Annotated in this window: 18 protein-coding genes; 2 read left to right on the forward strand and 16 right to left on the reverse strand. The window is 45.3% G+C overall.

The window, feature by feature from the left end; translation table 11 throughout:
• Window positions 1-81 precede the first annotated feature (81 nt).
• On the reverse strand, window positions 82-1161 hold the full coding sequence (locus tag BK120_RS24335) for an AI-2E family transporter (protein ID WP_076270096.1): 1080 nt from the start codon (window positions 1159-1161) through the stop codon (window positions 82-84).
• Between the two features lie 231 nt (window positions 1162-1392).
• Window positions 1393-2631, reverse strand: a complete 1239-nt coding sequence (gene fabF / locus BK120_RS24340; protein WP_076270097.1) for a beta-ketoacyl-ACP synthase II — start codon at window positions 2629-2631, stop codon at window positions 1393-1395.
• A gap of 127 nt (window positions 2632-2758) precedes the next feature.
• Here fabF and BK120_RS24345 point away from each other — a divergent pair, with 127 nt between their 5' ends.
• Window positions 2759-3601, forward strand: coding sequence for a helix-turn-helix transcriptional regulator (locus tag BK120_RS24345; protein ID WP_076270174.1), 843 nt, complete (start codon window positions 2759-2761; stop codon window positions 3599-3601).
• On the opposite strand, the gene BK120_RS24350 is transcribed toward BK120_RS24345, so the two are convergent.
• The 8 genes from BK120_RS24350 to BK120_RS24385 form a co-directional block, all read right to left on the reverse strand.
• Window positions 3598-4203, reverse strand: a complete 606-nt coding sequence (locus tag BK120_RS24350; protein WP_076270098.1) for an ABC transporter ATP-binding protein — start codon at window positions 4201-4203, stop codon at window positions 3598-3600. The two genes, BK120_RS24345 and BK120_RS24350, sit on opposite strands and share 4 nt — an antisense overlap.
• Window positions 4193-5116, reverse strand: a complete 924-nt coding sequence (locus tag BK120_RS24355) for an oligopeptide/dipeptide ABC transporter ATP-binding protein (RefSeq protein ID WP_076270099.1) — start codon at window positions 5114-5116, stop codon at window positions 4193-4195. Before BK120_RS24355 ends, BK120_RS24350 begins: the two co-directional genes overlap by 11 nt.
• Before the next feature lie 45 nt (window positions 5117-5161).
• Window positions 5162-6022: an ABC transporter permease gene (locus BK120_RS24360; protein ID WP_076270100.1), complete on the reverse strand. Its 861-nt coding sequence runs from the start codon at window positions 6020-6022 to the stop codon at window positions 5162-5164.
• Entirely contained in the window at window positions 6019-7014 is a 996-nt protein-coding gene (locus tag BK120_RS24365; RefSeq protein ID WP_076270101.1) for an ABC transporter permease, read from the reverse strand. The genes BK120_RS24360 and BK120_RS24365 overlap by 4 nt, the downstream gene beginning before the upstream one ends.
• 21 nt (window positions 7015-7035) lie before the next feature.
• Window positions 7036-8625: an ABC transporter substrate-binding protein gene (locus tag BK120_RS24370; protein WP_372239024.1), complete on the reverse strand. Its 1590-nt coding sequence runs from the start codon at window positions 8623-8625 to the stop codon at window positions 7036-7038.
• A 206-nt stretch (window positions 8626-8831) separates the two neighbouring features.
• Complete coding sequence (nikR, locus tag BK120_RS24375) at window positions 8832-9281, reverse strand: nickel-responsive transcriptional regulator NikR (protein ID WP_076270102.1); 450 nt, start codon at window positions 9279-9281, stop codon at window positions 8832-8834.
• Window positions 9282-9312: 31 nt separating this feature from the next.
• Window positions 9313-9630, reverse strand: coding sequence for a Dabb family protein (locus BK120_RS24380; protein WP_083682390.1), 318 nt, complete (start codon window positions 9628-9630; stop codon window positions 9313-9315).
• Between the two features lie 99 nt (window positions 9631-9729).
• On the reverse strand, window positions 9730-10833 hold the full coding sequence (locus BK120_RS24385) for a glycoside hydrolase family 172 protein (protein ID WP_076270104.1): 1104 nt from the start codon (window positions 10831-10833) through the stop codon (window positions 9730-9732).
• A 120-nt stretch (window positions 10834-10953) separates the two neighbouring features.
• Between BK120_RS24385 and BK120_RS24390 the strand changes: the two genes are divergently transcribed.
• Window positions 10954-11823: a helix-turn-helix transcriptional regulator gene (locus BK120_RS24390; protein WP_076270105.1), complete on the forward strand. Its 870-nt coding sequence runs from the start codon at window positions 10954-10956 to the stop codon at window positions 11821-11823.
• A gap of 82 nt (window positions 11824-11905) precedes the next feature.
• Here the strand turns inward: BK120_RS24390 and lacZ are convergent, their stop codons facing one another.
• From lacZ to BK120_RS24420, 6 genes are all read right to left on the reverse strand, one after another.
• A complete protein-coding gene (lacZ, locus tag BK120_RS24395) occupies window positions 11906-14938 on the reverse strand; it encodes a beta-galactosidase, LacZ type (protein ID WP_076270106.1) in 3033 nt (1010 codons plus the stop codon).
• 77 nt (window positions 14939-15015) lie between these two features.
• Window positions 15016-15840, reverse strand: coding sequence for a carbohydrate ABC transporter permease (locus BK120_RS24400; RefSeq protein ID WP_076270107.1), 825 nt, complete (start codon window positions 15838-15840; stop codon window positions 15016-15018).
• Window positions 15833-16672 (reverse strand): carbohydrate ABC transporter permease, encoded by an 840-nt coding sequence (locus BK120_RS24405; protein ID WP_372239025.1) that lies wholly within the window; start codon window positions 16670-16672, stop codon window positions 15833-15835. Before BK120_RS24405 ends, BK120_RS24400 begins: the two co-directional genes overlap by 8 nt.
• A 189-nt stretch (window positions 16673-16861) precedes the next feature.
• Window positions 16862-18163, reverse strand: a complete 1302-nt coding sequence (locus BK120_RS24410; protein ID WP_076270109.1) for an ABC transporter substrate-binding protein — start codon at window positions 18161-18163, stop codon at window positions 16862-16864.
• Window positions 18164-18337: 174 nt separating this feature from the next.
• Window positions 18338-20113: a sensor histidine kinase gene (locus BK120_RS24415; RefSeq protein ID WP_076270110.1), complete on the reverse strand. Its 1776-nt coding sequence runs from the start codon at window positions 20111-20113 to the stop codon at window positions 18338-18340.
• Between the two features lie 3 nt (window positions 20114-20116).
• A complete protein-coding gene (locus tag BK120_RS24420) occupies window positions 20117-21691 on the reverse strand; it encodes a response regulator transcription factor (RefSeq protein WP_076270111.1) in 1575 nt (524 codons plus the stop codon).
• Window positions 21692-21728 lie beyond the last annotated feature (37 nt).

Here is a 21728-nt window from a genome sequence, read left to right on the forward strand (position 1 = left end):
GTACTTTCGGTAAATTTGCCTTAGCCGACGTCATTATAACAGATGATGCCATAATACGCACCCATTATGTGACAATCTCAGTTAAGCATTTTCCCATTTCTGCTTGAAGAACAGCTCATAAACTTTGCTATAAACGATTTTCAAAATCATATACACCGGAATAATAAGTAGTATGCCTAAAATTCCTGCAATATCTCCGCCCATGAGCACCAAAATGATCGTCGTCATCGGATGAATATCAAGCTGCTTCCCAAAAACATAAGGCGAAATAAGATTATCCTGAATTTGCTGCGCTACTGTAATAATGACAATAGACCAGATCGCGATTGACGGCGCTTCAATGAAGCCAATGATGACAATCGGGATAGAAGATAAAAAAGATCCGATAAACGGAATAAAGTTCAAGATGACGGCCACTACGGTCAGCAGCATCGCATAAGGCAAATCAATAATTAGAAAACCTACATACATGAGAACGCCGAGTGCTACATTCACGATAACTCTGCCAACGATAAAGCTGCTGAGCATATGATCGATATCGTCCATGACCTCTTTACCGTGGATACGGAACCTTTTGGGTATAAAGCTTACAATTTGTTCACCAAACTTCCCGCCTTCCTTCAGCATATAGAACAGGAGAATCGGGAACGTTATGAGCACAATCGCGAAATTTGAGAAAAAAGAAAAAAGCCCGGTCAAATATTCTGTAAATACCGTAAAGCCTTTGTTCAAATACTCCGTAAGCTTAGATAACAGATTCGAATCCTGCGGCAAAAAGGACGATAAAAACCCATTATGCTCAAGCTCTGCAACTTGCTCGCTTAAAGTAGTAAACAAAGCGGGGGCATTTTCGACCAAATTATTGAGCTGCGTACGCAAGGAAGGCCATACCAAGATGCTGAAGCCAACCATCATAATGGCGAAAATCAAATAAATAAGCAAAATGGCGAGCGTACGATTAACCTTATGCCGCTCCATCACATTGACGAGCGGGCGCAGCAAGTAATAGAAAAAGCCTGCCAGCATAAGCGGAACGATAATCATACTGAATAAGGAAAGCACAGGTTTAAATATAAATGAAACGCGCGACCCCAAATAAATAATAATTAATATCAAAATAATCGTGAAACACCATCTAAAAAATCGATTATGTCTGGCCATACCTGCACCTTCTTCTCTTTTTAACTGATCTTGTCATCCATAGGTTACATAACCTTTACCCTTCCTCTCATGAATTGAATCGTTTGGAGTACTGGTCATTTCTCCCTTCTGCCCGCAATAATGCTCGGATTTATAACAAAATAAAAAAAGCTGGGTCAACGGCAGTAATCCGCCGACCCAGCTTCTTGCTTTATTTTTGGAAATAAGAAAATTCACGTTATTACATCATGTTCAAGCCTGAAATTTCTTCAAAATAATTACGGCATTATGACCGCCGAAGCCAAAGGAATTGGACATCGCTATATTAATCTCAGCTTCGCGCGCAATGTTCGGCACATAATCGAGATCACAAATTGGATCTGGTTGTTCTTGATTGATCGTTGGCGGGATAATCCCCTCCTGCATGCTCTTCACGAGTGCGATAGCCTCTACTCCGCCAGCTGCACCAAGCATATGACCTGTCATCGATTTGTTAGCTGTCACCGGAATTTGATACGCGAGGTCACCAAACAGCTTCTTAATGGCTGCCGTTTCGGAACGGTCGCCGATTTCCGTACTGGTGGCATGTGCGCTTATTAAATCAATTTGATTAGGCTCCAAGCCAGCTTCTCGCAGCGCATGCTTCATCGCCTGATAAGCACCGATTCCCTCGGGATGAGTTGCGACCATATGATACGCATCCGAGCTGGCGCCATAGCCGATAACCTCCGCATGAATGCGGGCTCCTCTTTGCTGTGCATGTGACAGTGATTCGAGTATGAGAATGCCAGCTCCTTCGGCCATAACAAAGCCGTCGCGCCCTGCATCAAAGGGTCTGCTTGCCGAAGCTGGCGCTTCATTCCTCGTTGATACCGATGTTGCATTGCCGAAGCTGGCGAGAGAAATATCCGTAACTGCCGCTTCCGTTCCTCCTGCAATAACGACATCTGCGCTGCCTGATCGAATAAGCCGCCAAGCCTCACCAATTGCCGTATTCCCGATCGAGCATGCGGTAACTGGCGCCATCGACGGCCCCTGCGTACCGAACCGAATACTGATCATCGCCGCTGCCATATTCGCAATCATCATCGGAACAAGCGTTGGACTAACACGATCTGGCCCTCGATCATGCAGCACTTCAGCTTGGTCAAGCAGCGTCTGTATGCCGCCGATGCCAGATCCTACATAAACGCCAACACGTTCCCGATCTGTCTCTTCAACCTTAAGTGCTGCATCCTCCAGCGCTTGCTCAGCAGCTGCTATCGCAAACTGGCTAAACCGATCCATTCGACGGGCTTCTTTTTTTCCAAATAAAGCTTCTCCATCAAAATCTCTTACGACACCTGCAATTTTCGATTTATGTTTGCTTACATCAAATGTATCAATCGTAGAGATACCTGATTGTCCATGCACCAATCCATCCCAAAAGCGCTCCACACTGTTCCCTAGCGGCGAGATGACACCCATCCCCGTAATGACGACACGTTCCATCTTATTTCCTCCTTCGCAAAATCCTTTATGGGTAGTAGTTTGTCATACTCTTTATCCTATTACAAGTTGTTGTTTATTATAGTATAATGAGTACTACTATAAAGAGAGTACGGAGATGGAAACCATGATTAATCGAGAGACGAGATTACAAGCATTATCATCCTTTCTAAAATCAAAGCGTGCCAAAATCATGCCGGAGGACGTTGGTTTCCCTATCGGAACACGGCGGAGAACACCTGGTTTACGACGTGAGGAGGTCGCTCAGCTTGCTGGCGTCAGCACAACTTGGTATACCTGGCTAGAACAAGGCAGAGATATTCAAGTATCGGCGTCTGTTCTGGATTGTGTTGCGGCGGCTCTGCAGTTAAATGACGATGAACGGGAATACTTGTACGCCCTCGCCCTCGGTTCCGGTTATAGCGCGCTGCCTATTAATGAGGAGCAGACCGAAATTACGCCCTCTCTAAAAAGAATTTTAAAAGAGCTCCGCTTCTGTCCAACTATTATATCGGATCGGCGCTGCCAAATCGTCGGTTGGAACGAGGCCGCCTCGCATGTGTTTATGGACTTTGACCAAATTCCAGCTGAACAGCGAAATATGATTGAGTTATTGTTCACAAGGAAAGAATTCCGCAGGCTAGCGGGAAATTGGGAGCATTTTGTAGGAGGATTTCTAGCTATCTTTCGTGCCTATTACGGTCAATATGTGCAGGATGATTGGTATGAGCGGTTTATTGATGAAATGAAGCGAAGCCATCCGGAGTTTCAATATCTTTGGGAGCAAAGCCAGGTCAGCTCTGCTCCAGATGTATTGCTGGAATTTCGACATGCACGAGTCGGAAAGATGTTGTATCATCTGACCTCATTTCAAGTAAAGGGAAATACCGATCTACGATGCAGCGTCTATACGCCTGCACCTGAAACATCAACCGAAGCTAAACTGCGCAGACTAATGGGCGGACAAGATTAGCATTCGCTTGGAAATGAAATGGTTCGATTGCAAATTTTGTTTACAAGCGCATGATCATGACTAATGATAAGCAAGCCCATTTGACGAGCACAGACAATTTCAAGCATCTTATGCCATATTTGCGCCTGCGTAATTGCATCTAGCATAGTCGTCATTTCATCTGCGATGAGAAATTTGGTATCTGGTCCGAGAGCTCTCGCAATACAGCAGCGCTGGAGCTCTCCGCCTGACAGCTCATTTGGATAACGACGCAGCCACTGCTCCTTAATGCCTAACGCTTCAAGCAGCGCAGCATCCGGGGACCAACCTTCAGTCATTGTTTTTGCCATCCGCCATTTTGGATTAACCGCGCGCTCTGGATGCTGAAAAATCATTTGGACAGGATCAGAGCCTTTATTACTTTTGCTCCGTCCATCAACCGACACCTCTCCTGCAATAGGGTTCAAATAACCAGCCAATAACCGGCCTAACGACGTTTTTCCGCTGCCGCTAGGTCCAATCAGGCCGACGACCTCTCCTGACTGTATCGAAATGTTAAAATCTTTAAACAACCAAGGACCGTCCGCATAACGCCAGCCGAGATTCCTTCCATCAAGTCGCATGAACACACCTCACCATTCCACTTCGAAGGCTGCGAGCCGCCGGCCTGCTGTCAACGCATCGTTCTGTAGCCAAGCTGCAGCGTTCAGCAAAGAGACAGCCTGAAATCGCAGAACTCCTTGCAGGCTGCGTCCCGGCCAGCGGTTCGAAACCATTTTGAGGAAGCGCACGCCACAAGGCGCGGCTGTATGGATGCCTAAGCTGCTCACCATTTCCGTGGAAATCTTTGGCCGAAGCGACCTCAACAGCGGTTCCCGCATAAAATATAGCGACCTTATCTGCAATTCGTAGAGCTGCTTCAATGTCATGTGTAATAAACAACACGGCACAGCCGCCTTCAGCGAGCTGCTTGAAGTGACCGAGCGCCTCTGCAACATCATCCGGATGCATGCCTGGCGTAGGCTCATCTGCGATGATCAGCCTTGTTCTTTCCAGCGCTGCCGTAGAGACAAGCACTTTACGAGCCATGCCTCCTGAGAGCTGAAATGGAAACAGCCTCTCCACATGTGCTCCAAGCTGAAGCCGCGCAAATAACCCTCTCCGTTCCTGAAGCTGCTCAGCGCCATCTTCGCGCGTGCGAAGCTGCTTGCCTACTCGCATTAACGGATTAAGGAAGCTTACCGATTGCGGTACTAAGGCAATTTCCTTACCGCGGTAGCGCTTAAGCTTAGCTTCATTCAGCACTTCTCCGCCGTATGAGATGCTTCCGGTCATCACAACATTTTTAGGCAAAATGCCCATAATCGCATGAGCGAGCAAGCTTTTTCCCGATCCGCTCGCTCCAACGACGGCTACGATTTCACCTTCATTTATCGCGAAATCCAGCTCATCAATAATCGAAATCTGTTCCTGCGAGCTGCCTTTCACATAGTGCATAAAGGAAATGGATAGTTTATTCACCTCCAGCAGTGGCATAGGGGAACCTCCCTCCATATTGAACAATATCGCCTTCCATTAGCGTCATAGCTGAGCATTCCGCGGGTCAATGAGCAGCCGCAAATGGTTGCCCAGCTTATCAAACGCGCGTACAGTCAGCAGCAATCCGAGTCCCGGAAATACCGCAAGCCACCACATTCCTGTCGATAAGTAACGCATGGATTCAGAAAGTATAATTCCTATTGCGGGCTGATGCGGTGACATGCCAAGGCCTAGGAAGGTTATCGCCGCTTCATGCAGCACAGCATGTGGGAACAACAGCAGAAAACCAACCAACAATTGCGGAAATAAATGCGGTGCTAAGTGCCTTGCAGCAACGGACAAACGTGATCTTCCGAGCTTCCTCGCAACTAGCACATATTCCGCTGACATGAGCTGCATCGCCTCCGCACGAATCACTCGAGCAAGGCTTGGCCAATGCGACAGCATGATGCCGATGGCTACCCCTTTAAGGCCGCCCCCGCAAACAAAAGCAATCAATATAAGCAATACGAGATGAGGTACGCTTAGAAAAATATCAATAAGCCAGGAAATAATGCGATCAGCCGTCTTCCCAAGCGTTGCCGCCATCAATCCCATCATCGCTGCAATAAGTACGCTGGAAATCGAACCGAGCAGCCCAACTTGAATGCTAAGTGCCAGTCCCTTCACAGTGCGGGAAAGCATATCCCTCCCCAGCCAATCGGTTCCGAACAAATGAGCTAGCGAGGGAGGCAAGTTCCGATTATTCAGCTGAACTGAAAGTCCCGATGAATCAAGAAGCCAGCTGCCTATGCCGATGCTTACAAGCAGAAGCGCTGCTCCTATTGCCGATATAAGCATTCGTCGCCGTTCGTTTGAACGCTTCCGAGCAGCTGGTTTCTGTAGAATTGTCAGCTGATTCATCCTTGCGCCTCCTTCCCGTACCTCAGCCTTGGATCAACCATACGGTAAAAATAATCAGCTATCGCATTGCCTGTGAATACAAAGATTGTACTGCATAAGACAAGTCCCATTAGCAGCGGCACATCACCGCGAAGACCCGCTTCTACCATCGCTTGACCGAGTCCCGGATAAGAAAACACCTGCTCTGCAAGAACGGCTCCCCCGAACAATTCGCCAAATGAAGCAAACTGCAGCGTAATCGCAGGCAATGCAATGTTGCGAAGACCATGTCTAAGAAACAAACTCACACCATATTCGCCTCGAGCTCTGGCAAACAAATAATAATCGCTTTCCATCACATCAATCAGCTTCTGGCGTGTATGGAGTGCAATCGGTGCGATGCCCACGACACTCAGAGTAATACCTGGCAAAATCATATGACGAATATAATCGGCAGCCGTTACGCTCCCTGCCAATACCCCAGCAGGAACACCGAGCCCTACTGGCAGCCAGCCGAGCCATACAGCAAATACCATCATAAGCAGCAGGCCGATCCAAAAGGCAGGCGTCGAAGCTAGTGTATAACAATAGCTTTTGATCAACCGATCCAACCATGAATCCTTCTTTATCGCTGCGGCCACGCCAGCGGCAAATCCAATAATGCCTGACAGCGTCCATGCGAACGCCATGAGCAGTACCGAGTGCAAGAAACGATCCGCAATCACCTTCGTTACAGCCTCTCTGTATATCATTGAGGTGCCCATATCTCCTTGCAGCAGAGCAGACGCCCATTTTATAAATCGTTCAGCGAATGGTCGGTCAAGTCCCCAATAAGCAGCAATCTGCTCCCTTTGCTCTGCGCCGACACGCATGACATCTGCTCCGATATACGATTGCACGGGATCAATAGGCGATAAAGCAACGAGCGCAAAAGTAATGATGCTGACCGATGCAAGCAGCGCAATTAATCGGATAAACTTTTTCCCTACAAATACTGCAACTCCCTGTAGCATGTTGACAACCTCTCCCGCCCGTTACTCTTCCCAGCGCCAGCTCTCAATATTGTCCGTTACAGGCCATCCGTGACCATGCGGCTGAATTCGCTGCTTTCCGATATTAAGCTTGTCCTTCACGAGAAACAAATGATCAATATTTACGAGCCATGCCCATGGAGCATCGCCTTTTGCACTCAGTCCCGTTTGTCCATCCCATTGCGCTTTTTTCCAATAGGCCAGTGCTTCTTCCTCCGTGCGTGCGTCCAACGCTTGTTCAAACAGTTGATCCACGGTCTGGTTGCTGTAATAACCCGTATTGTAATAGTCAACGCCACTGAATGTGCTGCTGTATAGATTGTACATTTCGAGCGGGTCATGACTTCCCCAGCCTAGCAGCATAGCATTCGAATGCATCAGCTTCTCAAGCTCGTCCCAGCTTTTACCTTCAACCAAAATGTGAATGCCGGCAGCTTTCACCATTTCTGCCGCAGCCAGCGCTAACGATTGCCGTGTAACGTCACCTGAAGGATACAGCAGTGTAAGCTGTGCTTTTAACGTCCCTTTTTCGACGATACCATCACCATCGTTGTCCACCCAGCCTCCATCCGCTAATATTTTTGCAGCTGCAGCAGCATCATTATCCTTGATCTTCGTCTCGTCATTCCACCATGGAAGACCATCATTCGCTGTAAAGGCAGGTGAGCCATGTCCGTCCAAAATGCCATCGACCAGCTGCTGACGATCGATTACCGTATTGATAGCCAGGCGTATTGTTTTATCTGCGGTTACATCATTTCCAATGGGATAACCTTTTTCCGTTTTGCCGCCAGCTTTGACATAGGGGAATGCGATTCCGCGGTTATCTACTGTTTTTACTGCTTCAATCCGCATGCCAGCAACCTTTTGTTTGCTAAACGTGGACGGTATATAAGCAAGATCAACGCTTCCAGCCTTTGCTGCCGCGAATGCGCCGTCTTCATTTAAAAATAAGAAAGTCAGCTTCTGAAAATACGGCTTGTCTCCGTAATAGTTCGCGTTTGCCTTTACGATTAGCTGCTGTCCGCGATCCCATTGTACGAATATAAACGGACCTGAGCCGATCGGGTTTTCCGCATAACTGCTCGAATAAGCATGTTTAGGTACAATACCTGTCGTTATAAGATAATAAACAAATGTCGATTGCGGTTTCTTTAAATGAAACACAACTTCGTTATTTCCTGCTTCTACGTTTGCTAAATTAGTTAGATCAATCGCAGCTCCATTGCTGGCAGCTGTATCGAATGTAAACTTCACATCCTCAGAAGTTAACGGCTTTCCGTCGGAGAATACGACATCCTCCCGCAGCTTGACCGTCCACGACTTGCCATCCTCGCTTACGTGATAGTCAGCAGCCAAATCCTTCACAATATTCAGATCATCATCTCGTTTAAGCAGTGTACTCTGGAATAGCGGAGAGCCGTATCGTCCCCAGCCTTTAATCGGATCAAAACCGGTGTCCGGCTCTGATCCTACCGCAACAATTAGCTCATCTGTTTTGGCAGCGGTGTCTGCCGGCTTCACACTGCTGCATCCTGTGATGATGAATATAACAATGATTGCATAAGTGATAGCTGAAACGATAGTTTTCAACCCAATCCCTCCTGTTGCGTTACATTAAGTAACACGATTATGTGATATTGTAACACGACTTTGATAGAGTTTCATCCTTTTTCTTCAAAATTCGCTCAAAAAACGCCAGAAAAAAAAGAGGACCTAACATCGACAGCGTCGATATGTTAGAAATCCTCTTAATTGTACAATCCTATTGAAAAATTCAAATATAACAGCTTCCGATCTCAAGTATGAGTATGCTCTTTGGCAGAATCATGTTTGTCCGCATAAGTAACGGAGAGCTCGGCATAAATGACGCCCTTCTGTGCTTGAATCTTCTGATGCAGCGACCGCAGGCGCGACAGCTGTCCTCTCACGACGATGACCTCCAAGCATTGATCATGGTTTAAGTGGACATGCATGTTGGAAATAATATCGTGATGAAAGCGATGCTGCACCTCCATCAGAACAATGGGTAAATCACTGACATGGTGATCATATACGAGAACAATCGTACCTGCAACATGCTCCTGACCGTTCATTCGGGTTGGCTCAAGCAAGGCTCGCCTAACCAAATCACGAATGGCCTCCGATCGATTATGATAGCCAAGTTCGTCTGTATATCGATCAAATTGATCAATCAGCGGTGCCGGAAAGGACACGCCAAACCGAACCAGCTCTTCCTTTTCAGCCATATGTTCACCCTGCCTGCTTCAGATTCGACATCTAGTTGATCGGTTTATTCAAGATTGGATAATCAACAACGATTACGTTATCAAGCAGCCCGTCCAGCAAACCTACAAAATGCTGATGTGCAGGATGCGGACCGTAGTCGAGCAAAGACTGCTGATCCTTAAAGGTAACTCGCAAGCCCAGTGTGTAACCTTGAATATTATCCGTTTCTGTCGTTGCATTACAGCCTGCAGTCAATTCAATGATGCCTGGAACTTCTGTTTGCAAGGAATAAAGAGCGCTCAGCAGCTCTTGTTCTTTGGTGCTAGAAAGCTTCTCTTTAAACTTAAATGATACGAGATGCTCGTACATATTCGAATAACTCCTTTCTTTTGTAAAATACGACGTTCTCCCTATCATATCATGGACTTCTATTCTATTGTTATCACGAATGTATTCACTGCCTTATGCTTACCTCGGCCATCGCTCATTAGCCGGGGGCATCTGAGGAAATGGGGCATGCGGCTCCATCTGATACCAATAGGCTACGGATGAGATGTCGTCGGAGCGATCGAACAGCTTCGTATGGTCGTGACCGATTTGCTGAATTGTCACACGCAGATCATTTTCAAATCGAATCGGATCGGGCAGATGCCAGCGGTACATGCCGTGCATGGGTACATTATGACCATACCACGGGTCGACCTCCGTCGTTTCCTTGTAAAACTTATAGCCCAAATACGCCGTGGAATACGATTCGGGTTCGTTTGTCCGCGTATTGCTGAAACACCATGCGCCTCCCACATAGTCCTCCGTGCCCGTTCCACAAATCGTTGGCCAATCTTGATCGCCATCCATATAAAATTTGATCTCGCCTTCTCCCCACCAGTTCCGCTCAAGTGCTGCCCAAGCTAGGTATGTGCCAATATATTGTCCTGCACCTTTGACATTATCCAGAATCGTATAGTCTTTGCCTATTACTGTGACCTTCTCACGGCGCCACTGCGCGTGAAAGTACGCTGCATTCTCTGGCAGCTCATCGACGAGCGAATAATTAAACGTATAGAAAAAACCATCAATGTTAGCGGCATGCTGATTTACAATCGTGATTTTCGCCGATTTCCGGAACGGCATTGGAATATAACAGTTCATGCCGCCCGTCGGGACGACAGCAATCGGAAGTGAATGAACGCTTGCTCGCATACCGAAGCCATTGCAGAAAAAATCACCGAGCGGAACGTCCACCGATGGGCTCGTCTCATCATCCCAGTACATGCGCAGAATAAGATCACGAAGCACGTATTGTGCCGCATGCCCTCTGCCCGTTTTGTCCGCGACAGTAATCCAGAAATGTTGGATTACTCCCGTCCCTTGAATATGGGCAAGCGTCACTTCTTCACCTTGACCCAGTGTTATGGCAGGCCTGCCTTTTCTTCCAATGCCCAAGTTGCTCGCTTCTTTACCGCCCTGCCCCTTCTCACCATTCACATTTTCTGCTGAAATGGATCGTGTACGCGCATTCGTGACGAGCGGAGCGGAGGATAAGCCAAATCCTAGTCCGTGCTGCTGCAGCATAGTCCATCACCTCATGTATCAATTATTGTTTATTATCGAGCCTATTATATAATGATAGATATGATTATCCCTTACCTTTTATTGTTAAGTTGTTTATCATAAATTGCTGAGGTGATCGATATGCAGGTCGATAAACTGTCCCCCTATATTCGGGTGGCTATGGACAGTGTGCTGGAGCCTACGTGGAAGATGGATGAGCGGGTTATTTGGGATTATGAGCTGCTATACCTCATGGAGGGTCAAATGCTCGTAACCGTGGAGGATGTTGTCTATCACGGAAAGGCTGGAGACTGCTTCTTCTTTAAGCCCGGGCAAAGACACGCTATTCAAAATATTGGCGGAACGAGAGTTCGCCAGCCCCATGTTCATTTTGATCTGTATGTTCAGCCTGACAGCCAAGATGTTGGCGTTTCCTTTAAACCGCTCCATCAGATGAATACGAAGGAGAAGGACTGGTTTCGTAATAATGAGCTATCCGCATCACCGTTTCTTATGCCTGCTCATTTTCGCCTTGGAGATCCCTTTCCTTTGGAACAATCGCTCTTCGAATTGATTCGCGAATTCGAAACGAAACCTCCCTTTTATGAGATCCGTATCAAAGGCTGTTTGCTGGCGATTTTGTCCCTCATCATGAGGGAGCAATATTGGGGCAGCAAAACAAAAAGTGATGGACAGCTGGGCCTGCTTACGGATATTCGTTCATACATTGAGCATAATGTGCACCGCTGCATCAAGCTGGATGAGCTGTCTGAGCGATTCCATATAAGCAAATTCCATTTGATTCATTTGTTCAAAAACATGTTTCAGAAAACACCGATTCAATATCATCAGCAGATCCGTATAGAAAAAGCTAAAATGATGATTCAGTTTACTTATTTGCCGATGCAGGATATCGCTGAGCAGCTCGGCTATTCGAACATTCATGCTTTCAGCCGCGCATTCAAAGGGAGTGAAGGCTGCAGTCCTTCCAAGTACCGGCAGGAAAAATAAATAGAGGCTGCCCCTGAAGTAGAATAATCTACATTGGGGACAGCCTCACTTCATTTTACATAATCTTGTTCATAAACATAACTTATACGCGGTGAATATTGAATTCAAACGCCATCTCTTGATTTGCTGGAATGAGATATTCGTCATGGACTGGCGCACCCCAGCTGTCGTCACCGCCAACACCCATTTGTCTGCCGGCTACGGTAACTACCGTATAATGCACGTTGGGCAGCTCGTAGTGATGGCTGGCACTTTCAAGCTCAAATGCTGTATAAGGTGAAATATTGCATTCTACCGGCTGCGCTGCAGGCGCTGAAATTCGAATGCCGCGACCATAATCATTCGTAATATTTACACGGCGAACGCCCGTGCGATTACCTGATTCTTGCGGTACGACATAACCGGATACATTTTCTGCGGCATTGTTGCTGAACTCACAAAGCTTAGCGCCAAATGCCCGGTCAATGTAGTTCTCTTCCGGCCCCATGGCATACCAATCCAAATGGCTATAATCTGCGGGAACCTTGAATGATAATGCGAATATTGGCAGCTTCGGCAGCCCTGCCGCTCCTGTGTAGCGGGATTTGACGTTCAAGCTGCCGTCTGCGAACACGGTGTACGCTACGGTGACAAGCACTTCCGAGCTAATGCTCAGCTTGTACTTGAAGGTAACGGTTGCACTTCCAGACTGCTCGGTAAGTTCAACTTGAGTACATTTGCGTGTCAGGCTTGCCGCAAACCATACGCCGGAATCGAAGCCGAGCGAGAAGCCTTTATCGTTATCCGTAGTTGCACGCCAGAATAATGGCGCCGGCGGGATAGCAATCATCTCTCTGCCCGCATAATTGACCGATGTGAGCGTGCCTGCCTGCTTCGAGAACATGATGCTGAAATCGCGGCCATGCATGCCAATGTTAACATCACCTTCGACAACTCTAAGCGAGCCTTCCGGCAGCATGGCCTCCGCACGATTTTCCACTAAAAACACAAATTGTCCGAAGGAAATCTCATAGCCAGCTTGTGCCCATAAATGATCTTCTTTCAATGTAAGCGCAGCATGCAGTACATATTCCCCTTGCTCCGCTGCCTCAGGAAGCTCAAGCTTCACATATGATTCGCTTTGTGCAGCCACATCAACGGATAATGTACTGCGGAATATTTCTTTCCCGTCAAGATGGAGGCAAACAACTAAATCATATGCATCCGTACCCTCGAACAGATTCTCATTCTTAATCGTCACGCCATGGCGATCAGGAATAAGCTTCAAGTTCTGATAAAGAAATTTTACTTCCTGCATCTTCGGCGATTCCTTACGATCCGCATAAACAATACCATTCGTACAGAAGTTATAATCCGTCGCGCGATCATCGAAGTCTCCGCCGTAAGCAAGAAACTCTTTACCATAGCGGTCCTTCTTCACGATTACCTGGTCAATATAGTCCCAAATGAAGCCGCCTTGATACATCGGATACTTTTGTTCAAGCTCCGTGTATTTATGCATGCCGCCTACTGAATTGCCCATAGCATGCATATATTCACAGCTAATATATGGCTTTTGCGGGTCATCGTTCAAATACTCTTCGATATCAGCGGGCTTAGCATACATCCGGCTCTCCATATCGCTTGTGTCATTATATTTGCGGTTATGGAATACACCTTCATAATGAACTAAACGGCTAGGGTCCGTCTCGCGGAAGTAATTCGATACGTTCAAGAGCACCTCGCCAGCATAAGCTTCATTGCCCACTGACCAAATGAGAATAGACGGATGGTTCTTATCGCGTTCAACCATGGAAATCGCACGGTCCATCACGATAGGCTGCCATTCCGGCTTGTTTTCCGGGATGTTCCACGAAGGCTCAACCGCGCCCATTTTCTGCCACGAGCCATGCGTCTCCAAATTCATCTCATCGATGACATAGACGCCATAAATATCACATAGCTCATACCATAACGATTGATTCGGATAATGAGAGGTTCTCACCGCATTCAGATTGTTGCGCTTAAGCGTTGCAATATCCCAAAGCATATCATCCTTCGAAATCGCTCTTCCCTTGCGGCTATTGAATTCATGGCGGTTAACGCCCTTAAATACGATACGCTTGCCGTTTAGATGCATGATTTTATTGATCATTTCAAATTTGCGGAAGCCAACCCTTTGAGGAATCGCTTCAATGAGATGGCCTGCTTGATCATAAGCCGTAATATAAAGCATATACAAATAAGGTTTTTCTGCACTCCAAGGGATCACTACACCTGCATCCAATGAAAGGGTTAAGGATGAACCTTCGACCGAATCAGAGGAAACCGTCGCAACAGATAAACCGTCTGCATCCTTTAGTTCCATCCTTATTCTCGATGGCTGCTGCCCTTCGAGTTTCATATCGGCTTGAATACTGCCAGTAGTATAGTCATCATTTAAATCTGCATGTACAAATAGGTCACGGACGTGGATACTTGGAACGGAATACAAATAAACATCACGGAAAATGCCTGAGAAACGCCAGAAGTCCTGATCTTCCAGCCAGCTGCCTGTACTGCGCTGATAAACTTCAACCGCAAGCTTGTTTTCGCCATCTACCAAATAAGGCGATAAATCAAACTCCGCTGGCGTAAAGCTGTCCTCGCTGTATCCAACAAATTTACCATTCAACCATACATAAAACGCTGACTCCACACCTTGAAACGAAATGTAGACTGGTTTTTGCTGCATATTAGCTGGTACCTGAAAATATTTAACGTAGCTGCCGACAGGGTTATGATCCTCCGGAATAGCTGGCGGACGAATATCATGATGGCCGTCCCAAGGATACATCGTGTTTACATATTGCGGTTTGCCGTAACCCTGCATTTGGATATGTCCCGGCACGTTAATATCTCCCCAGCTATCGCAAACATAATCCAATTGGTAGAATCGCTCTGGACGATCCTCCGGTTTCACGGCATAGCTGAATTTCCAGCTTCCGTTTAGATCATAGCGAAGTGCCATTTGGCCATCAGCGGCTGCTTCCTCTATTGATTCGTAATAGCGATGATCAGAATGTGCTGGCAGCCGGTTCACAGCAAATACGCTTAAATCGGTAAGCCAATTTATCGTCGGTTTCATTTCATTCATTTTATTTTCCCCTTAAATGGATTTAAAAGTCAGGCGGGCTGCGGTGAAACAAGCAGCCCGCCTGACTCTGATTATGCTTATTTTACTGAACCCGTCATTCCTGCTACGAAATGCTTCTGCATTAGGAAAAACACTAGCGCAGTTGGAATCGTGGATATAACGATCGCTGTCATAATAATGCCGTAATCCGGTGAATAGCTCGATCCTAGATTGGATATGAGCATCGGAATTGTTTTCTTCTCCGGCGATTGCAATACAATGAGCGGCCATAAGTAGTTGTTCCAGCTCGACATGAACGTAATAATTCCTGCCGCTGCATAGGTCGTTTTCATTGTAGGCATGAAGATACGGAAGAAAAGACTGATTTCGTTAAGCCCATCAATTCGGCCCGCCTCCAGCAGCTCCCGCGGAAACATCTTCGTGTTCTGACGGAAGAAGAAAATAAGAAACGCTGTGGTAAAGGTCGGAAGAACTACACCAGACAACGTGTCTATGCCGAGAAAGGGTACAGCTTGCGATATGCCTGCAAACATTTGATACAACGGCACCATGATAGCCGCAAAAGGAATCATCATGGATAACAGCAGGATGTTAAATACAACATCCTTTGCTTTGCTCTTATAAATCTCAAAGCCATAACCAGCGAGTGAGGCAATAACCATGGCCAATATGGTTGTTGTGACCGATATTTTTGCCGAGTTCAACAATGCTGGAACAATATCTACCGTCTCAAATAACTGACTTAAATTTTCAAACAGCTGGCTGCCGGGAAGCAATCTTCCCTTCGTTACGTCAGCCGACTTATTCGTAGCGCTGATAATCATCCAAAGAAATGGAAAGATGGACACGAACGCAGCGACACTTAGAAAAATATAAACAAAGATGCGTTTTAATTTATCCATTTTTATCACCTGCCGCTTTAAACTGTACAAATGCCAATATGATGATCATGATGACGATGGAATACGACACGGTTGCAGCATAGCCGAAATCGGACGAATACTTGAATGACAAATTGTAAATATATTGCGAAATGGACATCGACGCATTACCTGGTCCACCCTTCGTAATATTGACAACTTCATCAAACAGCTGCAAGGTTCCGATCGTTGAAGTAATGGATGTAAACAATATGATCGGTTTAAGCAATGGCACCGTAATGCCAAAAAACTGTCTCGTAGAGGAGGCGCCATCAATTTTTGCTGCCTCATAAATCGAGTGATCAATATTTTGAAGCGCGGACAAGTAGAAAATCATATTGTAGCCAGTCCAGCGCCATGTGATTGCAATGATAACTGTTATTTTCGCCCAGAAAGGGTCCGTGATCCATTGAATCGGTGTCGAGACCAAATGGAGATTAGTCAGCATTTTATTGACCAATCCGTCTGTAGCAAACAAGTATTTAAAAATAACGGAATAAGCAACGAGTGAGGTAACGGCCGGTAAAAATATTGCCGTACGGAAAAAACCTTTAAATTTCAGCTTGCTGTCATTTAGCAATACAGAAATAAACATAGCCAAAACAATCATGACGGGTACTTGAATAATCAAATAAATAAATGTGTTTTTAACGGCAGTCAAAAACGTTTTATCGCTGAATAGCCGAACGTAGTTATCAAATCCTGTAAATGATAGATTCATACCTTTACCGGATTTAAACGATAAAATGAGCGCTTGAATCATCGGATAGAAATAGAACGCCGCAATCATAATGACGGCTAGTATAACGAACATCCATCCAGTTAAGTTGGCTCTCGTGCGAATACTCACGCCAGGCCTCGCTGCTTTCACGTTAGCCTAACCCCTTTCTTTACGGAAAAAATAAAACCTTTAGACTCCTCCAGCTCCTGCTGCCGGAAGCCGAACATGCGAATCAGGAGTAGGAGAAGCCCCAGGTTTTATTCACTTGCCGTATGCTCTGATTTATTTAACTTGCGTTTCTGCTTGTGCTTGAGCATCGCTTAGTACTTTATCGATTGTTTTGCCGCCTAAGAAATTTTGCATTTCTACAACGAGAATGTCTTCAATCGCGTACGTGTGCATGCCGTAGTTCACTTTTGGAATTTTTTCTGTCCATTTAGCGAAATCTTCAATGACCTTTTGTCCGCCGAAAAATTCATCCGCTTGCTTGTACGCATCGCCAGCAGCTGCTGCTTTAAGAGTACCGATTGCGCCAATCTCTGTTACAAGCTTCTGATAAAGATCTACATCCGAACCAAAAGTTTGTTTCAAGAATTCTGCCGCTGCTTCTTTGCCGTCAACGTTCATGACATACCATGAGCTGCCGCCAAGGTTAGAAGCATTTACGGAATTCGGGTTGTTCGTTAGTTTAGGGAATGGCACGACTGCCCATTTGCCGGATTGTGATGCTTCAGCCTTAACGGAAGCTGTAATCCAGTTGCCGGTAGGGATCGTTGCTACATCACCGCTATTGAATCCACCAACAAATTGGCTCCAGTCAGAAATAACCTTCACAATGTCAGCGTTCATAATTTCTTTGTATGTTTCAAAAGCTTCTTTAAGCGCTTCGTTGCCTGCTAAATTAGGTGTAGTGCCGTCTTCCTTCAAGTACCATGAGCCAGCAGATTGGATCATCATGCGAATGAGTCCAAGGTCATTCGGATCTTGTGTAAGAAGTGCTTTGCCTGTTTTGGCTTTCACTGCTTTACCGATCTCGATAAACTTCTTCCAGTCAATATCTTGAAGGTCAGCTAGCTTATAGCCGGCTTCTTCTAAGTAATCTTTTCTTACGTACAAGCCAGCAGCGCCCGTATCAAATGGTACGCCGTATTGCTTGCCATCTAGGCTTGTTGGCCCGATTTTGTAATCGGCAAAGTCGCCTGGCTTAATGAAATCTGTTAATTCGAAAAATGCTTCTGGGTAAGCTTGCAAGAAGCTTTGTGCACGGTAATCTTCAATCAATACGATGGTTGGCAAGCTTTTTGTTGTACCTGCGTTCAAACCAGCATTCAATTTTTGAATAATATCCGCTTGCGCATTTTCAACGATGTTGACTTTTAAAGTGGAATCCGGATTTTTTGCTTTGTAGGCTTCGCTTGCGCGCTCCATAGCACCGATGTTAAAAGCTTTATCCCACGCCCATACTGTAATTTCCTTCGTCCCCTCAGCAGGTGTACCGCCATTGTTAGGAACATTGTTTTCTTTACTAGAACATGCGGTCAGCAGTACGAAGCTGGCCAACATAATTGCAAGTAGTTTTTTCAATTCATTCAACCCCTTGAATACTTATTTGAAAGCGTTTGCCGGCTAACGATTTTAATTATATCAACTCGATAAATTGACCCGTTAGCAATATATTTGTGTGCTTTTGTCATTCTATTGTTACCTTTCCAATCGTTATTATGTAATTGTGATTTATTTTGTTTATTGGTATTTTTTTTAGGAGGATTTGAGCGGAAGCCTAATTTTCACTCGTGTTCCCTCACCGATATCACTCACAATTTCAACGCCAAATTCCTCTCCGTAGAGCAATACGATCCGATCTTGAACGTTTCGAATGCCAATTCCAGAGAAAAAATGGCTGCCGCTGCTCGAGCTGTTGTCCTGATTTTCATGGTCATAATCCTTCATGCCAACCCCATTGTCGACGACTTCAATCACTAATGCATTATCCTCGCGCGAGAAAAGCACATAAATATGACCGTCATTTCGCTCTTGGAAGGCGTGAAAAAAGGCATTTTCAATAAATGGCTGGATGATGAGCTTCGGCAAATGATACCCATAACAATCATTCGAAACAAAATAATTAACGACAATTTGCTCTCCGTAACGAACATGGTTAATGAAAACGTAATGTTTTAAATTAACGAGCTCTTGCGCTACGCTGATTGTCTCGCTGATGTTGCTTACTGTATTTTGCAATAATGAAATAAGTGAATTGATCGTGGCTGCTGCTTTTTCCTTGTTGCCCTGCTGCACTAATATTTTGACGGATGCTAACGTGTTATAAAGAAAATGAGGATTAATTTGCATTTGCAGCGCTGAAAGCTCTGCATTGCGCTGATCCTTCTGCGTTTGAATCAGCTGCTTAATATAATCATTTAGTTCATCCAACATATAGTTGTAAGCATTTCCGAGCTGCTTAATCTCATAACTGCCTGTGACGTTAATATAATTATCGAAGTGATTGGCAGTAATAACCGACATTTGTCTAGCCAGCATCGTCAACGATTTCGTCAATCTTCTAGAAATAAGAAATACGATAATAAGTGCACTGAAAACAATGGCAATGCAAATAAGCGCGACAGTCTTAAAATCAACCATCTCGCTGAGCACTGCTTGCTTGTCGATTAAATTAACGAGGTAAAAATCATAAACAGGGAGATATTGAGACAGCACCAAGTTGCTTTTCCCCAACACGCTTACATCTTTAAAATCTAATTTTTGCTCGTCAATTTCTTTGGCGTAACCGAGCAGAGCATCTTCTTGTTTTCCTATAAGCTCATGACGATTGCTCGAAACGACCAAACCAGATCGATCCAAAATAACAACATCGTTGCCTCTGCTTGTGAAGCTTGAATAAAACCGTTTAAATTCACTTTCCTTTATTGCAAAATAAACAATGCCGTATTTTTTCGCGCTCGTTTTTTCCATAAGTGCCCTTGATGCAACAATGATCGGATCTTCTGCTGACGTATCAGCCATGTTCTCAAGATCCAACTGATAGATTAATCGCTTTGGCGCGACTAGCGTATTCTCGGTTAAGCGGCTATTTCTAAGCTTCTCCAAGGAATTTGGCCAATAATAGCTGTCTGTCGAATGGCTTTTGCCATTAATCCCTGTGATCGTAATGGTAACGGGGTACGCAGCGACATTGGACTGAATCCGTTTCATTTGCATACTGGCCTCATAATAACTGCTAACCGACGAAATAGCGTTTTTGTCCGGCTTTGTGAGGAAACCTTTTATCGAACCATTTTGCAGCACATTATTGGAGGCGGTTACGATCGAATAGTTGAAGGATTCAAAGTTCGCTTTAATTTGACTGATGATTTTGGAATTTGTAATGCTGAAGGTATTCATGAACAGCTTTTCTGACATTTGTATCATGACGGTAGAGGTAAGCAGCGACACGGCAATGATGCTGACAAGCGTAACCGTAAACATTTTTATAAATAGGCCGTGATATTTAAATTTGTCCAAAAAAACTCTCATAACCTAATCCCTCTTCTTGCCCATGTATTGTTTTCTATAATGACTAGGCGACAGACCCGTCAGCTTCTTAAATACTTTCGTGAAATAACTGTGATCTGAATAACCAACCATGCCGCTAATCTCAGAAATGGACGCTGCGTCTTGCTGCAGCAGCTCAGCCGCTTTCTCCACTCTGATTTTATTCAAATATTCACTAAAACCTTCTTTGTTATGCGCTGTGAAATAACTAGACAAATACGATGGATTAAAATGAAAATGCTTGGCGATCTCTGTCAGACTAAGCGGCTCAGCATAGTTCTCCCGAATAAATTGCAGCAGCAGTGTCATATTCGGATTGCTGCTTGCTGCGCCTCTCACCTGAACCACGTCATTCACTTCGTTAATAAATGACTGTAAGAGCGCAGCTGCCTCGTTAACATGAGAAGATTCACCAATGGATTTGAAATAGGCGTACTTCGTTTCATCTAGTTTTTTCATCGCTGGGTCAAGGCGGCCCAATAAAATCGTTATATTGAAAATGACATTTCCTAAGAAGGATTTAAACTCGAAAACATCGGTTTTATATTGGCTTGAACGGCTATTCACATAATGGAGCAGTTCGCCAAACGCTTCATCGAACTGCCGTCTGTTCAAAAGCTCAGTAAATTGATTCATGTTGAAAACATCAATTTCATCCGAGGTTTTTGGAAGTTCGCCATGTACGATCAAACGATTGGTGGACGGAAGAAAGTAACGGTAAGAGTTTAATTTCAGAAAACTGTTCTTGTAGTTCGAACCAAGCTGTCTCAAATCATCAAATGTCTCACCGATCGTCCAACCAATCTCATTCAGCCGCTCTCCCGTCCAAGCAGCAAGCTCTCTGCCTGCTCTTACCAAGCTATGCTGCTCGCTTTGATCCATATTGACGAGTAGTGCTGCCAAATTAGGTTCTACCGGCAGTGCAAAATAAACCGCCTGCGGACATTCGCTGCTGAGCACCGCTTTCATTTTGTCGAGCCAATAGGAATCATCATATCTTTCCCTGCTCATGCTGTTTAGAGACTTCAAATCTGCCCCAATCAGCCGATAGCTGTTATGCGGAAATGCTTCTGCAAGGACGTGGTCATCCACATCGATTTCGTAACCGGATATTAGCTTCTCTACAATATGTTTAACGGATAAAGCCTCGTTAGTTGATTCCACTAGCTTCAGAGACGGAATTTTTTGCGCCGTTCGTTTCACCGTGTCTAATAGCTGAATAGCTTCAAGCTTAGGTTTTAAAATATAGTCGACTACGCCGCTTTGAAAGGTCGATCTCACATAATCAAACTCGCCATAACTGCTCAATATGATGACTTCAATCTCTGGATATCTTGCCTTTATTGCACGAGTTAACTCTTCTCCGCCCATAACAGGCATAACGATATCAGTGATCACAATATGAGGCTCGACGCGCTCGATCAGCTCAAGTGCCTCTTTTCCATTGGATGCCTCTCCTACTATCTGGAAGCCCTCCTGCTCCCAATTCAACAGATGCTTAATTCCCTGCCTGACTAATAGTTCGTCATCTACAATAACAACACGACATGAAATTTCCATTCGTAAACCTCCGTCATCCCCGTCATTTTTTTCTGTC

Origin of the sequence: Paenibacillus sp. FSL A5-0031 (assembly GCF_001956295.1) — a bacterium.
Taxonomy (GTDB): Bacteria; Bacillota; Bacilli; order Paenibacillales; family Paenibacillaceae; genus Pristimantibacillus.